The organism is Microbacterium sp. No. 7, assembly GCF_001314225.1.
Taxonomy (GTDB): domain Bacteria; phylum Actinomycetota; class Actinomycetes; order Actinomycetales; family Microbacteriaceae; genus Microbacterium.
Genome location: NZ_CP012697.1, coordinates 1,919,123 through 1,939,161 on the forward strand (window position 1 = coordinate 1,919,123; position 20,039 = coordinate 1,939,161).

The 20,039-nt window shown below is 70.4% G+C and carries 20 protein-coding genes, 1 tRNA gene and 1 other RNA gene; 12 read left to right on the top strand and 10 right to left on the bottom strand.

What is annotated here, in order from left to right; translation table 11 throughout:
- Positions 1 to 56 precede the first annotated feature (56 nt).
- The 3 genes from ftsE (at position 57) to smpB (ending at position 2,540) form a co-directional block, all read left to right on the top strand.
- Positions 57 to 1,079 carry a cell division ATP-binding protein FtsE gene (gene ftsE, locus AOA12_RS08735; RefSeq protein ID WP_054682062.1) on the top strand — a complete coding sequence of 341 codons (1,023 nt, stop codon included), beginning with the start codon at positions 57 to 59 and terminating at the stop codon, positions 1,077 to 1,079.
- The gene (gene ftsX, locus AOA12_RS08740) at positions 1,076 to 1,990 is read left to right on the top strand and encodes a permease-like cell division protein FtsX (protein WP_054682065.1); all 915 of its coding nucleotides are present in this window, start codon (positions 1,076 to 1,078) and stop codon (positions 1,988 to 1,990) included. Before ftsE ends, ftsX begins: the two co-directional genes overlap by 4 nt.
- Before the next feature lie 73 nt (positions 1,991 to 2,063).
- The gene (gene smpB, locus AOA12_RS08745; protein WP_054682069.1) at positions 2,064 to 2,540 is read left to right on the top strand and encodes an SsrA-binding protein SmpB; all 477 of its coding nucleotides are present in this window, start codon (positions 2,064 to 2,066) and stop codon (positions 2,538 to 2,540) included.
- Positions 2,541 to 2,553: 13 nt separating this feature from the next.
- Here smpB and AOA12_RS08750 read toward each other — a convergent pair whose 3' ends face one another.
- Positions 2,554 to 3,213: an SIMPL domain-containing protein gene (locus tag AOA12_RS08750; protein ID WP_054682072.1), complete on the bottom strand. Its 660-nt coding sequence runs from the start codon at positions 3,211 to 3,213 to the stop codon at positions 2,554 to 2,556.
- A gap of 126 nt (positions 3,214 to 3,339) precedes the next feature.
- On the opposite strand from AOA12_RS08750, the gene ssrA reads away from it, so the two are divergent.
- Positions 3,340 to 3,709, top strand: a transfer-messenger RNA (tmRNA) gene (gene ssrA / locus AOA12_RS22560).
- Positions 3,710 to 3,822: 113 nt separating this feature from the next.
- On the opposite strand, the gene AOA12_RS08755 is transcribed toward ssrA, so the two are convergent.
- Genes AOA12_RS08755 through AOA12_RS08765 form a run of 3 tightly spaced genes read right to left on the bottom strand, consistent with a single transcriptional unit; the run spans position 3,823 to position 6,462 of the window.
- Entirely contained in the window at positions 3,823 to 4,581 is a 759-nt protein-coding gene (locus AOA12_RS08755) for a glucose 1-dehydrogenase (RefSeq protein ID WP_054682074.1), read from the bottom strand.
- 1 nt (position 4,582) lies between these two features.
- Positions 4,583 to 5,359: an N-acyl homoserine lactonase family protein gene (locus AOA12_RS08760; protein WP_054682076.1), complete on the bottom strand. Its 777-nt coding sequence runs from the start codon at positions 5,357 to 5,359 to the stop codon at positions 4,583 to 4,585.
- An 11-nt stretch (positions 5,360 to 5,370) separates the two neighbouring features.
- On the bottom strand, positions 5,371 to 6,462 hold the full coding sequence (locus AOA12_RS08765) for an AraC family transcriptional regulator (RefSeq protein ID WP_197281085.1): 1,092 nt from the start codon (positions 6,460 to 6,462) through the stop codon (positions 5,371 to 5,373).
- A 368-nt stretch (positions 6,463 to 6,830) separates the two neighbouring features.
- Here AOA12_RS08765 and AOA12_RS08770 point away from each other — a divergent pair, with 368 nt between their 5' ends.
- The 6 genes from AOA12_RS08770 (at position 6,831) to AOA12_RS08795 (ending at position 13,152) form a co-directional block, all read left to right on the top strand.
- On the top strand, positions 6,831 to 7,649 hold the full coding sequence (locus AOA12_RS08770) for a helix-turn-helix domain-containing protein (RefSeq protein ID WP_054682080.1): 819 nt from the start codon (positions 6,831 to 6,833) through the stop codon (positions 7,647 to 7,649).
- A 122-nt stretch (positions 7,650 to 7,771) separates the two neighbouring features.
- On the top strand, positions 7,772 to 8,851 hold the full coding sequence (locus tag AOA12_RS08775; RefSeq protein ID WP_054682082.1) for an iron-siderophore ABC transporter substrate-binding protein: 1,080 nt from the start codon (positions 7,772 to 7,774) through the stop codon (positions 8,849 to 8,851).
- A gap of 31 nt (positions 8,852 to 8,882) precedes the next feature.
- Positions 8,883 to 9,956 carry a FecCD family ABC transporter permease gene (locus AOA12_RS08780; protein WP_231637214.1) on the top strand — a complete coding sequence of 358 codons (1,074 nt, stop codon included), beginning with the start codon at positions 8,883 to 8,885 and terminating at the stop codon, positions 9,954 to 9,956.
- Positions 9,953 to 11,023 (top strand): FecCD family ABC transporter permease, encoded by a 1,071-nt coding sequence (locus tag AOA12_RS23075; RefSeq protein WP_054682084.1) that lies wholly within the window; start codon positions 9,953 to 9,955, stop codon positions 11,021 to 11,023. Before AOA12_RS08780 ends, AOA12_RS23075 begins: the two co-directional genes overlap by 4 nt.
- Positions 11,020 to 11,823 carry an ABC transporter ATP-binding protein gene (locus AOA12_RS23080; RefSeq protein ID WP_197281088.1) on the top strand — a complete coding sequence of 268 codons (804 nt, stop codon included), beginning with the start codon at positions 11,020 to 11,022 and terminating at the stop codon, positions 11,821 to 11,823. The genes AOA12_RS23075 and AOA12_RS23080 overlap by 4 nt, the downstream gene beginning before the upstream one ends.
- 21 nt (positions 11,824 to 11,844) lie before the next feature.
- Positions 11,845 to 13,152 (top strand): hypothetical protein, encoded by a 1,308-nt coding sequence (locus tag AOA12_RS08795; RefSeq protein WP_197281089.1) that lies wholly within the window; start codon positions 11,845 to 11,847, stop codon positions 13,150 to 13,152.
- Here AOA12_RS08795 and AOA12_RS08800 read toward each other — a convergent pair.
- From AOA12_RS08800 to AOA12_RS08820, 5 genes are read right to left on the bottom strand one after another with little or no spacing between them, the layout of a single operon-like run.
- Positions 13,088 to 13,618 (bottom strand): hypothetical protein, encoded by a 531-nt coding sequence (locus tag AOA12_RS08800; protein WP_054682086.1) that lies wholly within the window; start codon positions 13,616 to 13,618, stop codon positions 13,088 to 13,090. The two genes, AOA12_RS08795 and AOA12_RS08800, sit on opposite strands and share 65 nt — an antisense overlap.
- A complete protein-coding gene (locus AOA12_RS08805) occupies positions 13,603 to 14,148 on the bottom strand; it encodes a hypothetical protein (RefSeq protein ID WP_054682089.1) in 546 nt (181 codons plus the stop codon). Before AOA12_RS08805 ends, AOA12_RS08800 begins: the two co-directional genes overlap by 16 nt.
- Positions 14,145 to 14,822, bottom strand: a complete 678-nt coding sequence (locus AOA12_RS08810) for a hypothetical protein (RefSeq protein ID WP_231637215.1) — start codon at positions 14,820 to 14,822, stop codon at positions 14,145 to 14,147. Before AOA12_RS08810 ends, AOA12_RS08805 begins: the two co-directional genes overlap by 4 nt.
- Positions 14,823 to 14,877: 55 nt before the next feature.
- Positions 14,878 to 15,435, bottom strand: coding sequence for a hypothetical protein (locus tag AOA12_RS08815; RefSeq protein WP_054682091.1), 558 nt, complete (start codon positions 15,433 to 15,435; stop codon positions 14,878 to 14,880).
- Positions 15,436 to 15,447: 12 nt separating this feature from the next.
- Positions 15,448 to 16,275 carry an inositol monophosphatase family protein gene (locus AOA12_RS08820; protein WP_054682094.1) on the bottom strand — a complete coding sequence of 276 codons (828 nt, stop codon included), beginning with the start codon at positions 16,273 to 16,275 and terminating at the stop codon, positions 15,448 to 15,450.
- 93 nt (positions 16,276 to 16,368) lie between these two features.
- Here AOA12_RS08820 and AOA12_RS08825 point away from each other — a divergent pair.
- Positions 16,369 to 16,441 (top strand) — tRNA-Lys (locus tag AOA12_RS08825).
- Between the two features lie 32 nt (positions 16,442 to 16,473).
- On the opposite strand, the gene AOA12_RS08830 is transcribed toward AOA12_RS08825, so the two are convergent.
- Positions 16,474 to 18,639, bottom strand: coding sequence for an acyltransferase family protein (locus AOA12_RS08830; RefSeq protein ID WP_082406104.1), 2,166 nt, complete (start codon positions 18,637 to 18,639; stop codon positions 16,474 to 16,476).
- A 188-nt stretch (positions 18,640 to 18,827) separates the two neighbouring features.
- Between AOA12_RS08830 and AOA12_RS08835 the strand changes: the two genes are divergently transcribed.
- Positions 18,828 to 20,039 carry a substrate-binding domain-containing protein gene (locus AOA12_RS08835; protein ID WP_054682097.1) on the top strand — a complete coding sequence of 404 codons (1,212 nt, stop codon included), beginning with the start codon at positions 18,828 to 18,830 and terminating at the stop codon, positions 20,037 to 20,039.

Below are 20,039 nucleotides of genomic sequence, written 5' to 3' on the forward strand. Positions count from 1 at the left end.
GCGCGCAGAGTGTCGCGAGCGGCTTTCACCAACGGCGCGCTTAGGCTCGACGAGTCATGATCCGGTTCGAACAGGTCACCAAACGCCATCGCGGAGCCAGCAAGCCCGCGCTGCACGACATCGGCTTCGATGTGCAGCGCGGCGAGTTCGTGTTCCTCGTCGGCGCCTCGGGGTCGGGGAAGTCGACCTGCCTGCGGCTGATCCTGCGCGAGGACATCGCCACGGAGGGCCGCGTCGTCGTGCTCGGCCGTGACGTGCGCACGCTGCCGGGGCGCAAGGTGCCGTACTTCCGCCGGCACATCGGATCCGTGTTCCAGGACTTCCGGCTGCTCCCCGCCAAGACGGTGTTCCACAACATCGCCTACTCGCTGCAGGTGATCGGCGCGTCGCGCGCCTTCGTGCAGCAGTCGGTGCCCGAGGCGCTCGCCCTCGTCGGCCTCGAGGGCAAGGAGAAGCGGATGCCGCACGAGCTCTCCGGCGGCGAGCAGCAGCGCGTGGCGATCGCGCGGGCGATCGTGAACCGTCCGCAGATCCTGCTCGCCGACGAGCCGACCGGAAACCTCGACCCCGCCACGTCGACCGACATCATGCAGCTGCTCGCGCGCATCAACGCGGGCGGCACGACGATCGTCATGGCGACGCACGAGGCGGGCTTCGTCAACCAGATGCAGCGCCGCGTCATCGAGCTGCGCGACGGCGTGCTCGTGCGCGACGTCGACCGGGGCGGCTACGGCGACATGTCGTCGCTGCCGTCGCTGGCCCCGACGGAGGGGCGCGCCGAGGCCGCCGTCGCGGCGAAGACCGCCGTGCAGAACCTGCGTCTCGAGATCAGCCGCGAGCGGCAGGGCGTGCCGCGCGCGGACACCGCCCCCGCACGGCCCGACGCCCGCGAGACCCCGGTCCCGAGGGATGCCGCGGACTCCGCGTCGGCCGTCGCCTCGGCAGAGCCGGCCCCGGCCACGCAGCCCATCCGGATCGATGCGCCGGAGGTCGACCTGGGCGATCTCGGGCTCGACGGGATCGACGTGTCCAAGCTCGGCCTCTCGCGGCGCGACGACTCCGTGGGACCGACCTCATGAGGCTGCGCCTGATCCTCGCCGAGGCGCTCTCGGGACTGCGCCGCAACGTCTCGATGGTCATCTCGGTCGTGCTGGTCACCTTCGTGTCGCTCACGTTCGTGGGCGCGGCGATGCTCATGCAGATGCAGATCGGCACGATGCGGGCGTTCTGGGCCGACCGCGCGCAGGTGGAGATCTGGCTGTGCCGCGACGGCGCCGCCGAGACGACGTGCGCCGGGGGCGTCGCGACAGAGGAGCAGATCGCCGCGGTCGAGGAGCGCCTGGGCGGCAGCGCGCTGCAGAAGGTCATCCGCGACCACCGGTTCGAGAGCCGCGACGAGGCCTACCAGAAGGTGCTGGAGATCTACGGCGAGGACTACGTCGAGTTCGTCACCCCCGAGCAGCTCAACGAGACGTTCTACGTGAACCTCTACGACCCGGGCAACATCGCCGTGATCGACGAGGCGTTCTCGGGCATGGACGGCGTGCAGCAGGTGCGCAACCAGATGCAGTACCTCGAGCCGCTGTTCTCTGCGCTGACGGTCGCCACCTACATCGCGATCGGGATCGCGGCGCTCATGCTCATCGCGGCCGTGCTGCTCATCTCGACGACGATCCGCCTCTCCGCGTACGCGCGAAGACGCGAGCTGAACATCATGCGCCTCGTGGGCGCGTCGAACCCGTTCATCCAGACGCCGTTCATCCTGGAGGGGGTCTTCGCGGCCCTGCTGGGGTCGCTGCTCGCGAGCGGCGCGATCCTCGTGGGCGTGCGCTACGGCGTGGGGGAGTACCTGAAGCCGCGCATGGACTTCGTCACGACGTGGATCGGCGTGCCCGAGGCGCTCACCGTGCTCCCGTTCGTGATCGGCATCGGCGTGCTGCTCGCGGCGTTCTCGGCCGGCTTCGCGATCCGCCGCTGGCTGCGCGCGTAGGCCGCACGCGCGAACAGGCGCTAGACTGGCAGGCTGCCGCGGATGTGCGGCATCCATTCAGCGAGGAGTCACCATGCCCAGGGAACGCGGCGAGAAGGTCATCGCGACCAACCGTCGCGCGCGCCACGACTACACCATCGAGAAGACGTATGAGGCGGGTCTCGTGCTCACGGGCACCGAGGTCAAGTCTCTGCGGCAGGGGCGTGCGAACCTCACCGACGGCTACGCCTACATCGACGGCGGGCAGGCGTTCCTCGATGCCGTGCACATCCCGGAGTACTCGCAGGGGCACTGGACCAACCACTCCGCCAAGCGCACGCGCAAGCTGCTGCTGCACAAGGAGGAGATCGTCAAGCTCTCGCACGCGGTGAGCGCGGGCGGCTACACGCTCGTGCCGCTGAAGCTGTACTTCTCCGACGGGCGGGCCAAGGTCGAGATCGCGGTGGCCAAGGGCAAGCGCGAGTACGAGAAGCGCCAGACGATCCGCGAGCGCGAGGACAAGCGCGAGGCCGAGCGCGCGATGCGCACGCGCAACCGGCTGGGGGAGTAGCCGCAGGCGCCGCTCAGACGGCGCGGAACCGCGCCTCGACCGACGACGTGATGACGATGTCGTCGGGGCGGAACTCGATGGCGCTGTCGGACGCCGACGCCGCCATCGCCATGCGCATCATCGGAGCGCCCTCGGGGTGTGCGACGCCCGACGAGAGCAGGCCGAGGTCGGCGATCTCGATCGGCGTGACGTCGTCGCGCCCGATCGCGGCGGCGTACGCCTCGGCGCGCGCGACCGCCACCGCGACGGCGGCCGTCGCGGTCTCGCGCTCGACGCGGGCGCGCGTGCCGGGGGAGAGCTGCCAGTCGACCGTGCCGATCTGGATGCCGTCGCGAGCGGCCAGGCCGTTCAGCCAGTCGGAGAGCGCCATGGTGTCGTCGAACGTCGCCGTCAGGTCGACGCGGCCGTGGTGCACGGGCGCGAGCTGCCGCCCCTCGCTGTTCCACGGGCGTTCCGCCCACACCGTGACGCGCTCGCTCGACCAGTCGACGATCGTGTCGGCCGCCTTCCGCGCCGCCAGGTCGTCGCGCACGGGCTGCGCGATCGCCGCGAGCGCCTCGACGACGGGACCGCGCTCGGGACCCTCGGCGACGGCGCTCACGTGCGCGACGCCGAGCTCGGGGGCGATGCGGGTCTGGTGCGAGCCGCGGACGGTGATGATGACATCGCTCATACACGAGACTCTACGCCGCGAGTGGCGCGACGCGAGGGAACGACGTAGAATGGAGGGCTCGGGTGCCCTGGCATCCGAGATGGCAACTCCACAGTGTGACAGTGGCTCGCTGCGCACGCGGCACACGGGGCTGATCGGTTTCGACAGCGTCTGTGAAGCGGCGAGAAGCGGGCCGAGGATGCAGGGTTATCTCGTTAACGATCTCTGCGAACCAATAAGTGCCGATGCAAAGCGCACTGACTTCGCCCTCGCTGCCTAAGCGAGCCCGATAGTCCGTCAGACCGTGGCTGATCCCGACACGGACCCTGGCGTCATCTAGGGATCTCGCTGAACGACGGCGTCTGGACGTCGTTCGGGACTCTTCCCAGACTGGGCCCGTCGACTTAGGCGTCTGTGACAAAGGTCGGGGCCGAGCAGAACGTCTCCACAGACTGCGCCCGGAGAAGACGCCGTATCCCAGCGTTGGACGGGGGTTCGATTCCCCCCAGCTCCACCGGCCACTGTCACCGAGTTGAGAAGAGAGGAGACCGCCCCGAACGATGGGCGGTCTCCTCTCTTCGGTCTTTCTGCTCGACTTCCGGGCGGATGGCACCGCCCGTCCGCTGCGCGCTACTGCGCCGACCAGCCGCCGTCGACGGCGAGCGCGGTGCCGGTGACGAGGCTCGCCAGCGGGCTCGCGAGCCACAGCACGGCGGCGGCGACCTCTGACGGCTCGCCCACGCGGCCGATGGGCTGGGCCGAGAGAAGTCCCTCGTGCACCCCGGGGGCGAGGCTCGTGAGCCGGTCGGCCATCGGCGTCTGGACGTAGCCCGGACAGACCGCATTGATGCGGATGCCGGTCGTGGCGGTGCTCAGCGCGGCGGAACGGGTCAGGCCGATGACGCCGTGCTTCGTCGCGGAGTAGACCGGCATGGCGGCCACGCCGACCAGGCCGCCGACCGACGCGCAGTTCACGATCGCGCCCTTGCCCTGCTTCTTCATCTGATCGAGCTCGTACTTGTCGCACAACCAGATCCCCTGCAGGTTGGTCGCGATGACCTTCTGCACATCGGGGAGCTCCTGAGCGTCGACCGGGCCCAGCGCGCCCTCGTAGGCGGCGCAGTTGAACGCGACGTCCAGCGATCCGAACTCCGAGACGGCTGCATCGATCATCGTTTTGACCTGGGCTTCGTCGCTCACGTCGGTCTTCACGAAGATCGCCCGGTGTCCGCCGTCGACGAGACGCTGCGCCACCTCGGCGCCGCGATCGGAGACGTCGGCGATGACGACGGCCGCTCCCGCCTCGGCGAAGGCGACGGCGGTCGCCTCGCCGATGCCGGACGATCCGCCGGTGACGAGCGCCACCTGATCCTTGAAGGTGATCTCCATGTCAGCTCACCCAGCCTTCCTCGGTCGTGAACGTCTCCCAGTCGGCGGTGTCGTGCATGACCCAGATGTCGGCGCCCGCGCTCTCGGCGACCTGGCGGATCCGCTCCACCGATCGCAGCGCCGTGCTGGTGTCGAGATCGACGGGGCACGGGGTCTTCTGGTCGATGTTCGCGCGCACGTGCACGGCGTCGGCGGTGAGCAGCACGGGGCGGCTGGGCAGGTCGACCAGCAGGCTGAGCTGACCGTGGGTGTGCCCCGGCGTGCGGAGGATCTGGATGCTGCCGTCGCCGAACAGGTCGAGGTCGGAGCTGATCGGGTGCCACTCGAACCCTCGGGTGCGTTCGATGTCCTCATGCCGGTAGAAGCCGGCGCAGAAGTCGTCCGGCCAGAACGTGTAGCGGAGGTCTTCCTCGGACATGTAGAACTTCGCCTGCGGGAAGAGGTACATGCCGCCCGTGTGGTCGAAGTGCCCGTGCGAGACGATGACATGGGTCACGTCGTCGAACGTGTAGCCGGTCTTGGCGAACTGACGTTCCAGCAGGTTCTCGGGCGGACAGGTGAGCTCGAACACGTCCACGAGCGGCCCGTACACGGCGCGGGGGTCGTCCCACGCCTCGGGCGCGACGCCGGTGTCGAACACGATCAGCCCGTCAGGGTGCTCGATCACGTAGACCGGGATCGGAAGGGTGGTCATTCCCTGTCCGCCCAGCACGATCAGGTTCAACGGCAGTGTGAAGAACGCGCCGTCCAATGCCCAGAGTCGAGTTGCATTCGTCATCGAATGTCCTTTCATTTGTCGGGTTCTTTTTCCGAGGCCGCTGCGATCCGGTATTCCGTCGGCGTCATGTCGGTCCATCGGCGGAAGGCGCGGCGAAGATTCGCGGCATTGTCGAATCCCATGATCGATGCGATCTGATCGATGGAGAGCGATGTGTCGCGAAGGTATTTCATGGATATCTGGCTTCGCACGTCATCGCAGACCAGGCGATAGCCGCTTCCCTCGGCGCTGAGCTTGCGACGGAGGTCTCGCTCCGACATGCCGAACTGCGCCGCGATCTCTTCGATCGGCGGTATGCGGCCGCGATAGGCGATGAGCGCCTCGCCGACGCGGTGGGCGAGCCCCGCCTGCGCGCGCAGCTCGCCGAGAAGGGCGGCGCAGGTCTTGCGGGCGGAGCTGTGCACGACGCGATTGCCGAACTGCAGCGGCGCCGACAGCCACGACGCGTCGAACACGAAGGCGCTGGTCTTCTCTCCGAACGAGACCGGGACCCCGATGAGCTCGGCGAGCCTGGTCGCCGAGTCGTGCTCGGGGTATGTCAGCCGGATGGCGGACGGGGAGAACGCCTCGCCCAGCATGTCGCGGAACGCCGAGAAGGCCAGGCCGAGCAGCTCCTCCACGAGGAAGCGGTGGAGCGTGGTGTCGATGTCGTGGTGTATGAGCGGCTCGATGCAGAGCGCGACCCTGTCGGCGTCGCGCTCGATCCGCAGGTCGACGAGGTTCGCGGAGAGGGTCTGCGCCTCGCTGATGAAGTCGAGCATCGTCGCGAGGTCCGGGGCGCTCATCACGGCGAAGCCGTACATCCCGTAGTAGGTCACCTTGTTGCGGGTGCCCATGAGGAAGGCGAACTCCGGGTCCGCCGACAGCGACGCGGCGGTGCGGTAGGCCTCGAGGATCTGACGGAGCGACACCCTCGTGTCGGAGGAGCGAAGAGACTCCGCGTTCACGTGAGCGGCCGCGAGGATCGCCGACGGATCCTCTCCGATCCCGGCCACTTCGTCGTAGAGGCGAGCGATCTGAGTGGGAAGGAAAGACGCCTGATCCCATCGGGTCAACGGCGTCGACCCGGCTTGTCGAAGTGGATCTCCGGTGATCATGGGCATTCGATGTCTTTGTGCGAGGAAAGGACCGCGAAAATGCAAGACACGGCTTCTCCTCGCTCGAATCGCGGTGTTTATCGATCGACGCTCCTTCGCGTGATCCCGCAACAGCACTCTAGCGCCGGAAGGGGGGTCTCTATCGGCCAGGATGCGCGGTGGAGCGGGCATCTTCGGACACGGCGAGATCGTCGTCGCCCCGGCGTGAGGGGAGAGGCGGGAACGTTCTCGCGGGCGTCTCTCCGGAACGCGCGGCGGGCGGGTGCCCAATGCGGTGAGGAGGACCGTTTGTCTGTGGATGACAGGCTGTGTCGTGCGGCGAGGCTAGTCTGGAGCGGGGATTCGCACGCGATGCCGAGGAGGAGCACGGGACCGTGACAACGGATCGGAACGCGCCGCCGGCCGCGGCGAGCGGTGCGGTCCGCTGCCTGGCGATCATCCCCGAGAGCTATCTGCTGACGACGAGGCTGATGCGCGACGAGTACGTCGACGACTCCTATGGCTGCCCGCCGCACATCCCGCACGGCCATCCCGAGCACGTCGTCTTCTGGCCCGTCGTCGGTGCCGATTCCGTCGAGGTCGGCGGCGTCCGCCACGACCTGACGGTCGGCGGAGGACTCTGGGTCCCCGCCGGGGAGGCGCACGTCGTGCAGCGGATGCCGTCGTCGTCCCTCGCCGCGGTGCACATCGATCCGGTCGCGTGGGGCGAGCCCGGGGCGGAGGTGCGAGGCGTGGCGGTGCGCCCCGCCCTGCGCGAGATGCTGCTCTACCTGATCCACGCGCCGATCCCGCCGCAGCAGCGACGGCGCGCGCAGCGGGTATGCCTGGAGCTGCTCACGAACGAGGGGCGGCCCGAGTTCGAGCTCGTCATCCCGCAAGACGCTCGGATCGTCCCGATCGTGCGCGCGCTGCTGGGCGATCCGGGCGATCGGCGCTCGATCGAGGAGTGGGCGTGGCAGCTCTCGATGAGCAGCCGGACGATCTCTCGCGCGTTCCGCAACACGACGGGCATGTCGTTCAACGAGTGGCGGACACGGGTTCGCATCACGCGGGCGGTCGAGCTGCTGAGCGACGGGATGCCCGTCGGCGTGGTGGGCCGTCGCGTCGGATACGCCACGATCGGGGCGTTCAGCAACGCGTTCCATCGCGTGGTGGGCCGCCGGCCGCACGAGTTCCATCCCGTCCAGGGATAGCAGACGACGCTCTCGACACCTGTCCGCTACGCGTAAACGACTGACCACCCGCGCGCGCCGGCGAACAGTAGCCTTCTTAGGTTAGCTTGCCCTACATAAGCCTAGGAAGTGAACGTCATCACATGAAAGCCCATCGTTCTGCGCTCGGCGCAGCACTCCTCGCCGCGGCGCTGCTGGTCACCGGTTGCACGGGAGCGCCCGGTGCCGGTTCCGGTTCGACCGCCGGCTCGAGCGACGCGTCGGCGGCCTCCCCGTCGGACGGCTTTCCCGTCACCTTCGAGCACGCCTACGGCGAGACCGAGATCGTGAGCAAGCCCGAGCGCATCGTGACGCTCGGATGGATCTCGCACGACATCGTGGCGGCGCTGGGCATCGTTCCCGTCGGTGTCACGGAGGCCTGGGGCGGCGACGAGGAGGGATACACGACCTGGTTCCGGGAGCACGTCGAGAACGTGCTCGGCGCGGAGGTGCCGGGGATCGTCCCGTGGGGCGAGGACGGCGTGGACTACGAGGCGCTGCTGGCTCTGGACCCCGACCTGATCCTGGCCCCGTACTCGGGCTTCACCGAGGTCGAGTACGAGCGCCTCAGCGAGATCGCCCCCACGATCGTGCACGCCGAGCGCGCATGGGCGGCGGGATCCTGGCAGGATCTGACGGCGCTCGTCGGAACCGCGATCGGCGAGAAGGCGGCCGCCGACGACCTCATCGAGAGCGTCAGCGCACGCATCGACGAAGAGGTGCAGCAGCATCCGAACCTGGCGGGGACCTCGTTCATCTACACGACGTCGGGCGGGGAGGGGCTCACCGAGCTCGCGCTCTACATCTCCGAGGATGCGCGCGTGGCGTTCCTGCACGAGCTCGGGCTCGTGGACAGCCCCAGCCTCGCGTCCGCGACCTCCGGGGTCGGCAACGACATGTGGTACGGCGGGGTGAGCCTGGAAGAGCTCGACGGCATCGACACCGATCTCGTGGTGTCGTGGTCGTACCTGCCCGAAGAGACGCAGTACACGCTGCAGAACCCGCTCATCGCGAGGTGGGCGCCCATCGCGGCCGGACGCTACTACTTCATCGACGATCCGGCGATGTCGAGCGCGACGAGCGCACCCAGCGTGCTGAGCATCCCGTGGGCGCTCGATGAGGGGTACGTGGACGACCTCTCGTCGGCGATCGACGGCGGCGCGGTCATCCGCGAGATTCGATGAGCGTGCGGGCACCGTTCTCCCCGGCCCGTCGGTGAGGGGACGCACGGCGGCGCTGACCGCGGCGGGGACCGCGGCGGAGGAGGAGACCGCCGCGGGGATCGCTCGCAGCGTCGCCCTCCGTTCCGCCGGACTGATGCTGGCGGTCGGCCTGCTCGCCGCGGCCGTTGTCCTGAGCATCGGCGTCGGCGCCCGGGAGATCCCTCCGGCGACCGTGTGGGACGCGCTCTGGGCCTACGACGACGCCCTCGACGAGCACGCGATGGTCCGCGAGCTGCGGATCCCGCGCACGATCACTGGCGTGGTCGTCGGCGTCGCGCTGGGGCTGTCGGGGGCGCTGATCCAGGCGTTCACGCGCAATCCGCTGGCCGATCCCGGCATCCTCGGCGTCAACGCCGGCTCCGCGTTCGCCGTCACGATCGCCGTCGGACTGCTCAAGATCACCGCACCCCTGGGATACGTCTGGTTCGCGCTGGCGGGCGCGGCGATCGTGACCGTCGCCGTCTCCCTCCTCGGCGGGGCGGGCGGCGGACGGGCGACGCCCGCCAAGATCACGCTCGCCGGGGTCGCGATCGGCGCCGTGCTCGGCGGCGTGACGACGGCGGTGGTGCTCACCAGCCGCGACACGTTCGACATCATGCGCTTCTGGGGCGTCGGCTCCGTCGGCGGTCGCGACCTGTCGGTGGTCCTGTCGTTCGCGCCGTTGATCGCGCTCGGCGCGCTCGTCGCCGTGCTGGTGGCGCGGCCGCTGAACGCGCTCGCACTGGGGGACGAGCTCGCCACGTCGCTCGGGGTGAGGATCGGACGCATCCGCATCGCGGTGATCGTCGCGGTGACTCTGCTGGCGGGAACGGCGACCGCCCTGGCCGGGCCGATCGCGTTCGTCGGACTGATGGTGCCGCACGTCGTGCGGTGGTTCGTGGGACCGGATCAGCGATGGATCGTCGCGTACACGATCGTCGTCTCGCCGATCCTTCTGCTCGCGGCGGACATCGTCGGCCGGATCATCCTGCCCAGCGGCGAGCTGCGCGTGGGGCTGGTCACGGCGCTCATCGGGGCCCCGGTGCTCATCGCGCTCGCGAGACGCTCGTCGGTGAGCGGGCTGTGACCGCCGTGTCCTCGACGACGGCGGAGCACGTCGATCACGGCTATCGGGCGCTGTCGCTCCGCCTGGGCCGCGTCTCGCTGCTGGTGGGGATCCGCAGCATCGTCGTGTGCGGCGTCCTCGCGGCGGCCACCGTGGCCCTGGGGGTCGCGACCCTGGGGATGGGGGCCTTCGAGCTGTCGCCGGCGCAGGTGATCGAGGCGCTGATCTATCTCGACGCCGATCCGCAGGCGAGGCTCGTCGTCTTCCAATGGCGGCTGCCGCGGGCGCTGTTCGCGGTGCTCTGCGGTCTCGCGCTGGCGCTGTCGGGCGCGATCTTCCAGTCCTTGACGCGGAACCCCCTCGGATCGCCGGACATCATCGGCTTCTCGACCGGCTCGTACACCGGCGCGATCGTCGTGATGCTGTGGATCGGCTCGACGCGGTACCTCGACATCGCCGTCGGGTCCCTCGTCGGGGGAGCCGTGACCGCCGCCGTCGTGTACGTCCTCGCGATCAAGCGCGGCAGCGTCGGCGGGTTCCGGCTCATCATCATGGGCATCGGCGTCGCCGCGCTGCTGGGCTCGCTGAACTCGATGCTGATGCTCGCCGTCGACATCGACTCGGCGATGCTCGCGGCGGTCTGGGCGGCGGGCTCGCTGAACGGACTGGGGCACGAGCAGCTGTGGCCGATGGCGGCGATGCTCGCCCTGCTCCTCGTCGCGGTGGCGGGGCTCGCTCCCGGCATCCGTCAGCTGGAGCTCGGCGACGACGTCGCCCGGTCGCTCGGCACCCGCGCCGACGGGGTGCGCGCGACGGCCGTCGTCGTCGGAGTGGCGCTGACGGCCCTCGTGACCGCCGCGGCCGGACCGATCGCGTTCGTCGCGCTCGCGGCACCGCAGATCGCGCGCCGCCTGGTCGGCGGCACGGGGCTGGTGCTCGTGCCCTCGGCGCTCGTCGGCGCCCTCGTGCTGCTGGCGTCCGACGTCGTCGCGCAGAGGCTGGGGCTCCCCGTCGGCGTGGTGACGGTGTCGGTCGGCGGGACGTATCTCGTGTGGCTCCTGACCGCGGAATATCGGAGGAAGAAGTGACGAGCATCGCATCGTCGGCCGCGATCGAGGTCGTGGGGCTGAGCGTCGGATACGACAAGAGGCCGGTCTGCGACGACGTCGACCTCTTCATCCCGACGGGCGGGTACACGGCGATCGTCGGGCCGAACGCCTGCGGGAAGTCGACGCTGCTGCGTGCGATCGCCCGCATCCTGCCGCCCTCGGCGGGAAGCGTGCTGCTGGACGGGCAGGACATCGCGCGCATCCCGACGAGGCGGTTGGCCGCGCGGCTGGGACTGCTGCCGCAGTCGTCGCTGTCGCCGGACGGGATCCGCGTCGCCGACCTGGTCGCCCGGGGCCGGTACCCGCATCAGGGGATGTTCGACCGGTGGTCGAAGGCCGACGAGCAGATCGTCCGCGACGCGATGGCGGCCACGGGCACCACGGACCTGTCCGGACGTCCGGTCGACGAGCTCTCGGGCGGCCAGCGCCAGCGGGTGTGGGTCGCCATGGTGCTGGCGCAGCAGACGCCGGTGCTGCTGCTCGACGAGCCGACGACGTTCCTCGACATCACCCACCAGTACGGTCTTCTCGAGCTCTTCGAGACGCTGCGTCGCGAGCTCGAGCGCACCGTCGTCGTGGTGCTGCACGACCTGAACCAGGCCGCGCGGTACGCGACGCACCTCGTCGTGATGAAGGACGGCAGGATCGTGACGGCCGGGCCGCCGGCCGACGTCCTCACGGAGGAGCTCATCGAGAGCGTGTACGAGCTGCCCTGCCGCATCCAGCCCGACCCCGAGACCGGCACGCCGATGGTGATCCCGAAGGCCGTGCGCCGATAGCCCGCGCGGTACCGTAGCTGGGTGATCGCGATCGTCAGCACCGCCGGTCGGCTGCTCGCCGCGCACTGGCCCGCGATCCTCGCCTGGTTCTTCGCGGGCGTCCTCGCGAACCACCTGCTGCTGCAGCTGGCCGGCACGGTCGGCGCGTACTCGGCCCTCGGCGGCGCGCTGCTGCTTCCCCTCGGCATCCTCGCGCGCGTCGTCAGCTACGTCGCCATGTTCCTCGTCGTCCGCGACGGGATGCGGCAGCTCGGCCTCGTCGCGCCGTACCCGCCGCGCGGCCGTGAGCGCCGGCAGACGTTCGTGCGGTCGCTGCTCGCCTCGATCCTGCCGTTCATCGCCTTCTACGGTGCATCGGGTCTGCTGCGCGACGACGTGAACGCCTACTTCCAGCGCGTGCTGCAGGTGCGCACGCAGCTTCTCCTCCAGCACGGGCCCGATGCGGAGGTGGGGGATGCCGCCAACGGCTGGCTCGAGCTCGGCCCCGGCACGCTCGCGCTCATCGTGGTCGCCTTCGGCATCCGCTGGCTGCTCGATCGCCATCGCGATCGGCTCCCGCGCTGGTCCGTGCTCCTCTCGGTCTACCTGGAGACGCTCTGGGTGTTCCTCGCCGCCACGGCCGTCGGCGACCTCGTCGCCCGCGTCAGCGCGTGGGTGCAGACGCGGCAGGCGATGGTGTGGCTCGACGACGTCCGCTCCTGGCTGGCCGACCTCTTCACGCCGGTGATCTGGGCGTGGGACGGCGTCCTGTGGCTGGCGGGCCAGGTCGGCGAGGTCATGCTGCTGCCGCTCGCGTGGCTCACGATCGCCGGCGTCGTCTACGGTCAGGCCGTCGCCCACGCGCCGGTGCGCGTCGCGCATCGCTCGGTGGCCGCCGCGCAGGCGCGATGGGCCGGCGTTCCCGGCTGGCTGCGCACGCGGCTCGTGGACCTGTGGAACGACCTCACTGGGCGGTTCCAGCCGATCTGGCGCGCGATCGTGCTCATGTGGCGGGCGGGACCCGTGCTCATCGGCACGTACGTGCTGGCGTTCGCCGTGCTGCGCGCGCTCGAGCCGGTCGTCGGCTTCGGGATCACGCGGCTCATCGGTCCCCACGATCTGCAGGGCTTCTGGATGGTGAACGACCAGATCATCCTGCTGGCGATCCCGCTCGTCATCGAGCCCCTGCGCATCGCGCTCGTCGCGGGCGGATACGACGCGGTGATCGGGCGGCTGCGCGGACACGACGCCGATGCCCTTCCCGCAGAGGAGCCTTCGGCCCCGCTCAGGGCTCGAGCACGAACCCGGCGAACGTCGGCAGGGCAGGACCGGACACGAACTCGAGCGTGAACGGGCCGGCCGCGTCATCCGGGACCAGGTAGAACAGCGAGAGCGTGAACGGTGCCGTCTGAGCCTGGTCGCAGTACGTCGTGCGGTCGGGGTCGTAGGGAACGCCGACGCTCGACGCCGAGTCCTCGTCCCACTGACGTCCCGTCGCCTGCTCGCGGAGCACGAGCCCCGTGCAGGCGATGCCGTCGGGCCCCGGGGCGACGTCGACGGTGACGGCGACGACGCGCGCTCCCGGCGGGGCGCTCTCGGCCTCGTCGGTGAAGGCGGCCTCGGCGGGACCGATGCGGGAGCCGACGAGGTCGATGACCCCGCCCGGCGCGACGGTGATCTCCTCGGACGCCCGCTTGCCGCCCTCCTCCGCCCAGACGCCCAGCGAGATCGCGACCGCCGTCGCCGGAGCGAGCACCGCGAGGGCGACCAGGGAGACGGCGTTGCGTCGCCACCACCCGGTCACGGGGTCGCCCATCCGCTCGGGCGAAGCGCGGTCTCGTCGTCGACGGGCAGTGAGCCGAGGTCGATCCGGGTCTCGACGACGGAGTCGAGACGCGTGTCGACGCGCTGCGCGATGCGCAGCGTCGCGATGCCGCCGTCGACGTCATCGGGCAGCTCGAACGCGACGCTGCCCGAGCGGGGGATGCCGACCGCCAGCCACGCCTCGCGGAACGACGCGGGGCGCTCGCTCGCCGTGTACGTGTCACCGTCGACGTCGAGCGCGATCGTGAACAGGCTCATGCCGGTCTCCCGTTGCGTCGCCACGGCGGTGAGGTCGGCGACGAGCCAGTTCGCCTCCGCGCTCCACGCGCCGTCGGTCGCGGCGCGGGCGCGGCGAACCCCGTCGACCGTGACCTCGAACGTGCGTGCGACGCCGGTCTCGCCGACGGCGATCGTCACGGGGAACGGCGCCTCCCGCGAATCCGTCGGCGGTGCGATCGCGAGAACGACCCATGCCGCGGCGATGAGCGCGACGCCGGCGCCCCATTGCAGCGCCCGGCTCACGGGGCGCCCGTCCCGACGTCCGTGAGGGAGAGCGTCACGCGTGCGGCGGGGACCGGGTCCTTCCACCATCGGCCGGAGGCCACCGACGACCCGGTGTGCAGCGTCATGTCGTTGAGCGTCAGGGCGAGGGGGTCGCCGTCGGCGAACCGTTCCGCGGGGACGGTCCAGGCGAGCACCACGTCCACCGGCACCCGCGGCTGGAGGATCGGGTTGCGGGTGGCGTCGTCGAGACGTGAAACCGCCGTCGGCGCGGTGCCGGCGAGCTCGGCGACGCTGATCGTCTCGAGGGTCGTGCTGGTCGTGTACAGCGTGAGCGGCTCGGTCCAGGCGTTCTCGAGGCGCACGTGCACGGCGAGCACGCGCTCGCCGTCGGCGGGGGAGGCGCCCGCCTCCGCGAGGTCGTCGACGAGCACGGCACGGACGGGGGTGATGGCCACCTGCGTGCTGCGATGCTCGTCTCCGGGCTGCAGCTCCGGCAGCGGGGGCGGCTCGGCGGTGGCGATGCCGCCGAAGGCGGCGGTGGTGCCGAGGAACAGCACCGTCAGGATGCCGGCGAACCATCTCGTCGGCGTCTTCGCCGCGAGAGCGCGTGCCCGCTCGCGACGGGTCGGCCTCCGGGATCGCCGGCGGGCCCGCAGCTGCACAGCCGCCTGCTGCTCCTGTGCCTCCGCCATGCCTCCAGCCTACGAGCCCGCGCCGGCTCTCCCGATCCGGCGAGCGGCGCTCGGGCTAGCGGCGCTGGATGAGGGCGAGGTTGGCGCGCGTGTCGGCGGCGATGACCCAGCCGTCGCCGAACAGGTACGTGAAGCCGAAGCCCTCGGCATCCACGACGGGCGCGTTCTCGGGGTCGTCGGTGAGGTAGACGCCCTCGGGCGCGTCGTCGCGCTCCATGCCGAGCGCGACGAGGTTGTCCTGGAGCGTCTGGGCGAGCTGGTCGTCGACCGGCGCCCATGCGAAGAGCAGGATGTTGCCCGACGGCGCCGTGAAATCGGCCCAGATGCACTGGATGCCGTCGGTCAGCTCCGTCTCCCCGATGTAGAAGGGGTCCTCGCGCGCCGAGAGCCCCGCCTCTTCGAGCTGACCGACGGTGGCGGGCGTGACGAGCGTCGTGCAGTCCAGCGGCAGGGTCGGGTCGACGCCGGGATCGGTCGTGGCGTCCGGGCCCGCGCCGGCCGACGGCGACCCGGAGGAGCCGTTCGGGCCGGCGGGATCCAGTTCGGCGCACCCCGCCAGCAGGAGCGTCAGCGTCGCGGTGATCGCGAGTGCGGTGCGCGGGCGAGTCCTCATCGTGATGGCCGTTCAGTCGGGGCGGGAGAGCAGGGCGAGGAAGTCGTCGTGCAGCACGCGGTTGGTGGCGAGCGACGATCGCGACGACAGCGCGTCGGCGCCGTCGATGTCGGTGAAGCGCCCCCCGGCCTCGTGCACGATCGGCACGTGCGCGGCGATGTCGTACTCCTGCACGCCGAACTCCGCGACGAGCTCCAGCCGTCCCTCCGCGAGCAGCATGTAGGGCCACGCGTCGCCGTAGCCGCGGTCGCGCCACACCTCGGCGCTGACGCGCAGCAGGTCGTCGAGGCGCCCCGCGTCGCGCCACTGCGCGATGCTCTGGAAGCTGATGCTCGACTCCTCGACCGCCGACACCGCCGACACGGAGAGACGCCGGGGGCCGTCGGTGCCGTCGGTCCAGGCGCCCTGACCCGTGGCACCCCACCAGCGTCGTCCGATCGCGGGCTGGCTGACGACGCCCACGCGGGGGACGCCGTCGATGACCAGCGCGATGAGCGTCGCCCACATCGGGATGCCCTTGAGATAGTTGGCGGTGCCGTCGATGGGATCGATGATCCACTGACGGTCGCCGGAACCGCTCGTGCCGAACTCCTCGCCGAAGACCCCGTCCTCCGGCCGCTCGCTCTGCAGCAGATCGCGGATCGCGCGCTCCGTCGCGAGATCGGCCTCGGTCACGTGCGACGCGTCGGCCTTGACGCGCACGTCGAGATCGGCCGCGTCGAACCGCGCCATCGACACGCGATCGGCGGTGTCGGCCAGCCGCAGGGCCAGCCCGAGATCGGCTGACAGGTCGCCGTCGAAGGGCGCATCCCAGCGGCGCCGCACGGGGGAATCGGTCACGCTCCCCAGGATACGGGGGTCTCGCGCCCTCGATTGGCGGAGCGCGCCGTGGGATGGTAACGTTTCTCCTCGGTTCGCCTGATGCGGACCGACGCGCCTCTAGCTCAATCGGCAGAGCAACTGACTCTTAATCAGTGGGTTCAGGGTTCAAGTCCCTGGGGGCGCACCCACACGAGAGGCCCTGCCTCCCAGACCCCCTCAGGGGATGTCCGGGGGCAGGGCCTCTTGCAGCACGCGGGCCAGCGAGGCCGAGTACTGCTGGGTCAGGTGCGCGCCGTCGGCCATCACGACGTAGCCGTCGATCGTCGCCGGGCAGTCGCCGTGCCAGCAGAGGAACGGGTCGGCGGGAACGAACGTGGCGTTGTCGACGCTCGCGGTGGCCCGCGCGAGCTGGGCCGCCGCGGTCCGGTGGAGGTCCTGGATCGTGCCCGCGCACGTCGCGGGACCCGCCGTGCGGGTGTAGCACTCGGCGATGTCGGGGATGCTCTGCGGTGCGCCGAGCACGATGACCCGTTCGCTCGACGCCGCGAAGGCGCTGATCGTGTCCTCGGCCGCGCGGCGGACCAGCGACGCCGACTCGGCCTCGTCGTCGGCGTCGACCAGCCGACGCAGCGTGCTGTCCGTCTGCGAGAGCACGATGAGGTCGGGCTCGGTCTCGCGGACGATCTCGCGGGTGAGGGCATGGAAGTCGTCGCAGTCGGCGTGATCGCTGCCGTCGTTCTTCGTGACGCTGACGTCCGCGAACGGGCACTGCTGCAGCGCCACCACGCGGATCGACCAATCCGGTCCCAGGGCGCCCTGGAGAGCCGGCAGCCAGCTGATGGCCATCGAGTCTCCCGCCAGCAGCGCCGATCTCGGCGCGTCCGGATCGCCGTACACGCATCGCTCCGCCGTCTCGTGCGGATCGGCGTCGGTGCCGGGGCCGAGCGCGAGGCATCCGTCGTCGACCCACGCCTTCGCCTTGGCGTCGGGGCCGACCTCGTCGACCGACGGGGTCAGCTCCTGCGGCCACGACGTCGTGCGCAGGCCGTCGAACACCTTCGTCGCGTGCGTGCGCAGTGCGGGCGCGGGGTCCGACGGCGACGCGGAGGGCGCGGGCACGGACGAGCCCGCGGAGGCCACGCTCGCGGGCGGCGGCGAGGGGAGGAACACGACGCTCATCGCGACGAGGAGGAGCACCGCGCACCCCGCGGCGAGACCGTGGACGATGCGGCCCGCGTGCTCGCGTCGCCACGAGGCCCAGGATCCGCGCGCACGCCGCCGGCCCAGCGGGGACTTCCAGAGCGGCTTCTCGACGCCGTAGTACTGCGCGACCGCGAGGGCGAAGCCGACGGCGACGATGCACAGCGAGACCCAGGGGCCGGCGCCCGGATAGAGGGCATGGCCGAAGACGACGACGGGGAAGTGCCAGAGGTAGAGGCTGTACGAGATGTCGCCGATGAAGACCGACACGCGGTTGGTCAGGGGCGCCAGATGCGGTGCCTGTGCGCCGATGCCGGAGACGATGACCAGCGCCGTGGCCAACACGGGCAGCAGGGCCCACGGCGCGGGCCAGGTCGTCTCAGAGGTGATCAGGAGGCACGAGGCGAAGATCCCGCCCAGGCCGATGTAGGCGAGCGTCGTGCGCGCACGCGCCGGGATGCCGGTGAACAGCGGCGCCGCGATGGCGATGAGCGCGCCGACGCCGAGCTCCCACCCGCGGGTGAAGGTGGAGAAGTACGCGACGGTGGGGCTGGTCGCCGATTGGACCAGCGCCCAGGCGAACGACGCGAGGCTCACGATCGTGATCGCGGTGCCGGCGATCCAGCGTGCGCGCACGGGAGTGACGGTCGTGAAGCGGGCGAAGACGACGAGCAGGCCGAGCAGGAGCCAGGGCCAGACGAAGTAGAACTGCTCCTCGACGGACAGGGACCAGTAGTGCTGCAGAGGCGAGACGGCGCCGCCCTGCTGGAAGTAGTCGGTCCCGGCGATCGCGAAGTTCCAGTTGGCGCCGAAGAGGAAGGCCCACAGCGCGTCCCAGGTGATGGACGTGGCGCGTTGCGCGGTGAACAGGGCATGGGAGAAGGCGACGGTGAGCAGGAGGACGACGGTCGCCGACGGGACGATGCGCTTGAGGCGTCCGGTGTAGAAGGCGCGGAAGGAGATGTGTCCGGTGCGTTCGTACTCGCGCAGGAGCAAGCCGGTGATGAGGAACCCGGAGATGACGAAGAACACGTCGACGCCGAGGAAGCCGCCGGCGGGCCACCCGAACATGTGATCGGCGAACACGACGAGCACGGCGACCGCCCGCAGGCCCTGCATGTCGAGTCGGAAATGTGACCTGTCGGCCGCCGCAGCTTTCACGGTCGAGGCCTGAGTCGGCATCAGCTCCCCCTCAGATCTTCCTCTCGATGCTAGGTCGGCTCGCGCTGAGCATCAAAGGGGCTTGCGTCGGCGCGGTTCTCGTGGCAGCGAGTCGGCTCGCCAGGTTGACAGGCGGGGCTGTCGGGCGCACAATGTGAATACCTGAATCAGGTTTCAGGTCAGTTCTTCCAATGGTGAAAGGCACTCACATGCGGGTTACGAAGAAGTTGCTCCTGGGATCGGTGGTGGCGGTGTCGGCGCTCGCGTTCGCGGCGTGCGCGCCCACGGCCGACGCCCCGGCGACGGGTGACGGCACGGCGGCGACCGAGGAGGGTCCCGCGACCGTCAGGGTCGGCATCATCACGAGCGAGACCGGGCCGCTCGCCGGCTACGGCAAGCAGTACCTCGACGGCTTCAAGGCCGGTCTCGACTACGCGACCGACGGCACGGGCGAGGTCGACGGGACGACGATCGAGGTCATCTACCGCGACGACACGGGCGATCCCGACACGGCCGTCACGATCGCCAAGGAGCTCATCGGCGACGGCGTGAACATCCTCGGCGGCTCGGCGTCGTCGGGCGTGGCCCTCGCGCTGGCCGAGCAGGCGGCGCAGAACCAGGTGCTGTTCCTCTCCGGCCCCGCGGCGGCCGACGGCGTCACCGGCATCAACGAGTACACGTTCCGCACGGGCCGCCAGTCGGCGCAGGACGTCGCCACCGCCGGAACGTTCCTCGACGACCTCGAGGGCAAGAAGATCACCGTCCTCGCACAGAACACCGCCTTCGGCCAGGGCAACGAGGCGGCCGTGAAGGCGATCCTCGGCGCCCAGGGCGCGACGGTCGACAGCGTGCTCGTGGCCGAGGACGTCACGGAGTTCACGCCCGCCGCCCAGCAGGTGATCGCCGCCGCGCCCGACCTCGTGTTCGTCGCATGGGCGGGCGCCACCTCCGGCGCCATGTGGCAGGCGATGAGCCAGCAGGGCGTGCTCGACTCGATCCCCGTCGTCACGGGTCTCGGCGACGCGGCGACCTTCGGCGCGTACGGCGCCGCGAGCGAGCAGATCAGCTTCCTCAACCACTACTTCTCGGGCGGACCCGACAACGCGGTCAACACCGCGATGGTCGAGGCCGTCACGGCCGCGGGCGGAACGCCCGACCTGTTCACACCCGACGGGTTCGTCGCCGCGCAGCTCCTCGTGCACGCGATCGGCGAGGGCAAGGGCGACGTGGATGCCATGATCGCGGCCCTCGAGGGCTACTCCTTCGAGGGCCCCAAGGGCACGACGACGGTGCGCGCGAGCGACCACGCCCTGCTCCAGGAGATGTACCAGGTGAGGCTCGTCGCCGACGGCGGCTCCTTCGTGCCCGAGCTCATCGAGCGCGTGCCGGCCGACGCCGTCGCACCCGCCGAAGCGAACTGA

What these genes read in the sequence shown, in the direction of transcription:
- ftsE (WP_054682062.1), top strand. Translation starts at nt 57, where the DNA reads ATGATCCGGTTCGAACAGGTCACCAAACGCCATCGCGGAGCCAGCAAG.
- ftsX (WP_054682065.1), top strand. Translation starts at nt 1,076, where the DNA reads ATGAGGCTGCGCCTGATCCTCGCCGAGGCGCTCTCGGGACTGCGCCGC.
- smpB (WP_054682069.1), top strand. Translation starts at nt 2,064, where the DNA reads ATGCCCAGGGAACGCGGCGAGAAGGTCATCGCGACCAACCGTCGCGCG.
- AOA12_RS08750 (WP_054682072.1), bottom strand. Translation starts at nt 3,213, where the DNA reads ATGAGCGATGTCATCATCACCGTCCGCGGCTCGCACCAGACCCGCATC.
- AOA12_RS08755 (WP_054682074.1), bottom strand. Translation starts at nt 4,581, where the DNA reads ATGGAGATCACCTTCAAGGATCAGGTGGCGCTCGTCACCGGCGGATCG.
- AOA12_RS08760 (WP_054682076.1), bottom strand. Translation starts at nt 5,359, where the DNA reads ATGACGAATGCAACTCGACTCTGGGCATTGGACGGCGCGTTCTTCACA.
- AOA12_RS08765 (WP_197281085.1), bottom strand. Translation starts at nt 6,462, where the DNA reads ATGCCCATGATCACCGGAGATCCACTTCGACAAGCCGGGTCGACGCCG.
- AOA12_RS08775 (WP_054682082.1), top strand. Translation starts at nt 7,772, where the DNA reads ATGAAAGCCCATCGTTCTGCGCTCGGCGCAGCACTCCTCGCCGCGGCG.
- AOA12_RS08800 (WP_054682086.1), bottom strand. Translation starts at nt 13,618, where the DNA reads ATGGGCGACCCCGTGACCGGGTGGTGGCGACGCAACGCCGTCTCCCTG.
- AOA12_RS08810 (WP_231637215.1), bottom strand. Translation starts at nt 14,822, where the DNA reads ATGGCGGAGGCACAGGAGCAGCAGGCGGCTGTGCAGCTGCGGGCCCGC.
- AOA12_RS08815 (WP_054682091.1), bottom strand. Translation starts at nt 15,435, where the DNA reads ATGAGGACTCGCCCGCGCACCGCACTCGCGATCACCGCGACGCTGACG.
- AOA12_RS08830 (WP_082406104.1), bottom strand. Translation starts at nt 18,639, where the DNA reads ATGCCGACTCAGGCCTCGACCGTGAAAGCTGCGGCGGCCGACAGGTCA.
- AOA12_RS08835 (WP_054682097.1), top strand. Translation starts at nt 18,828, where the DNA reads ATGCGGGTTACGAAGAAGTTGCTCCTGGGATCGGTGGTGGCGGTGTCG.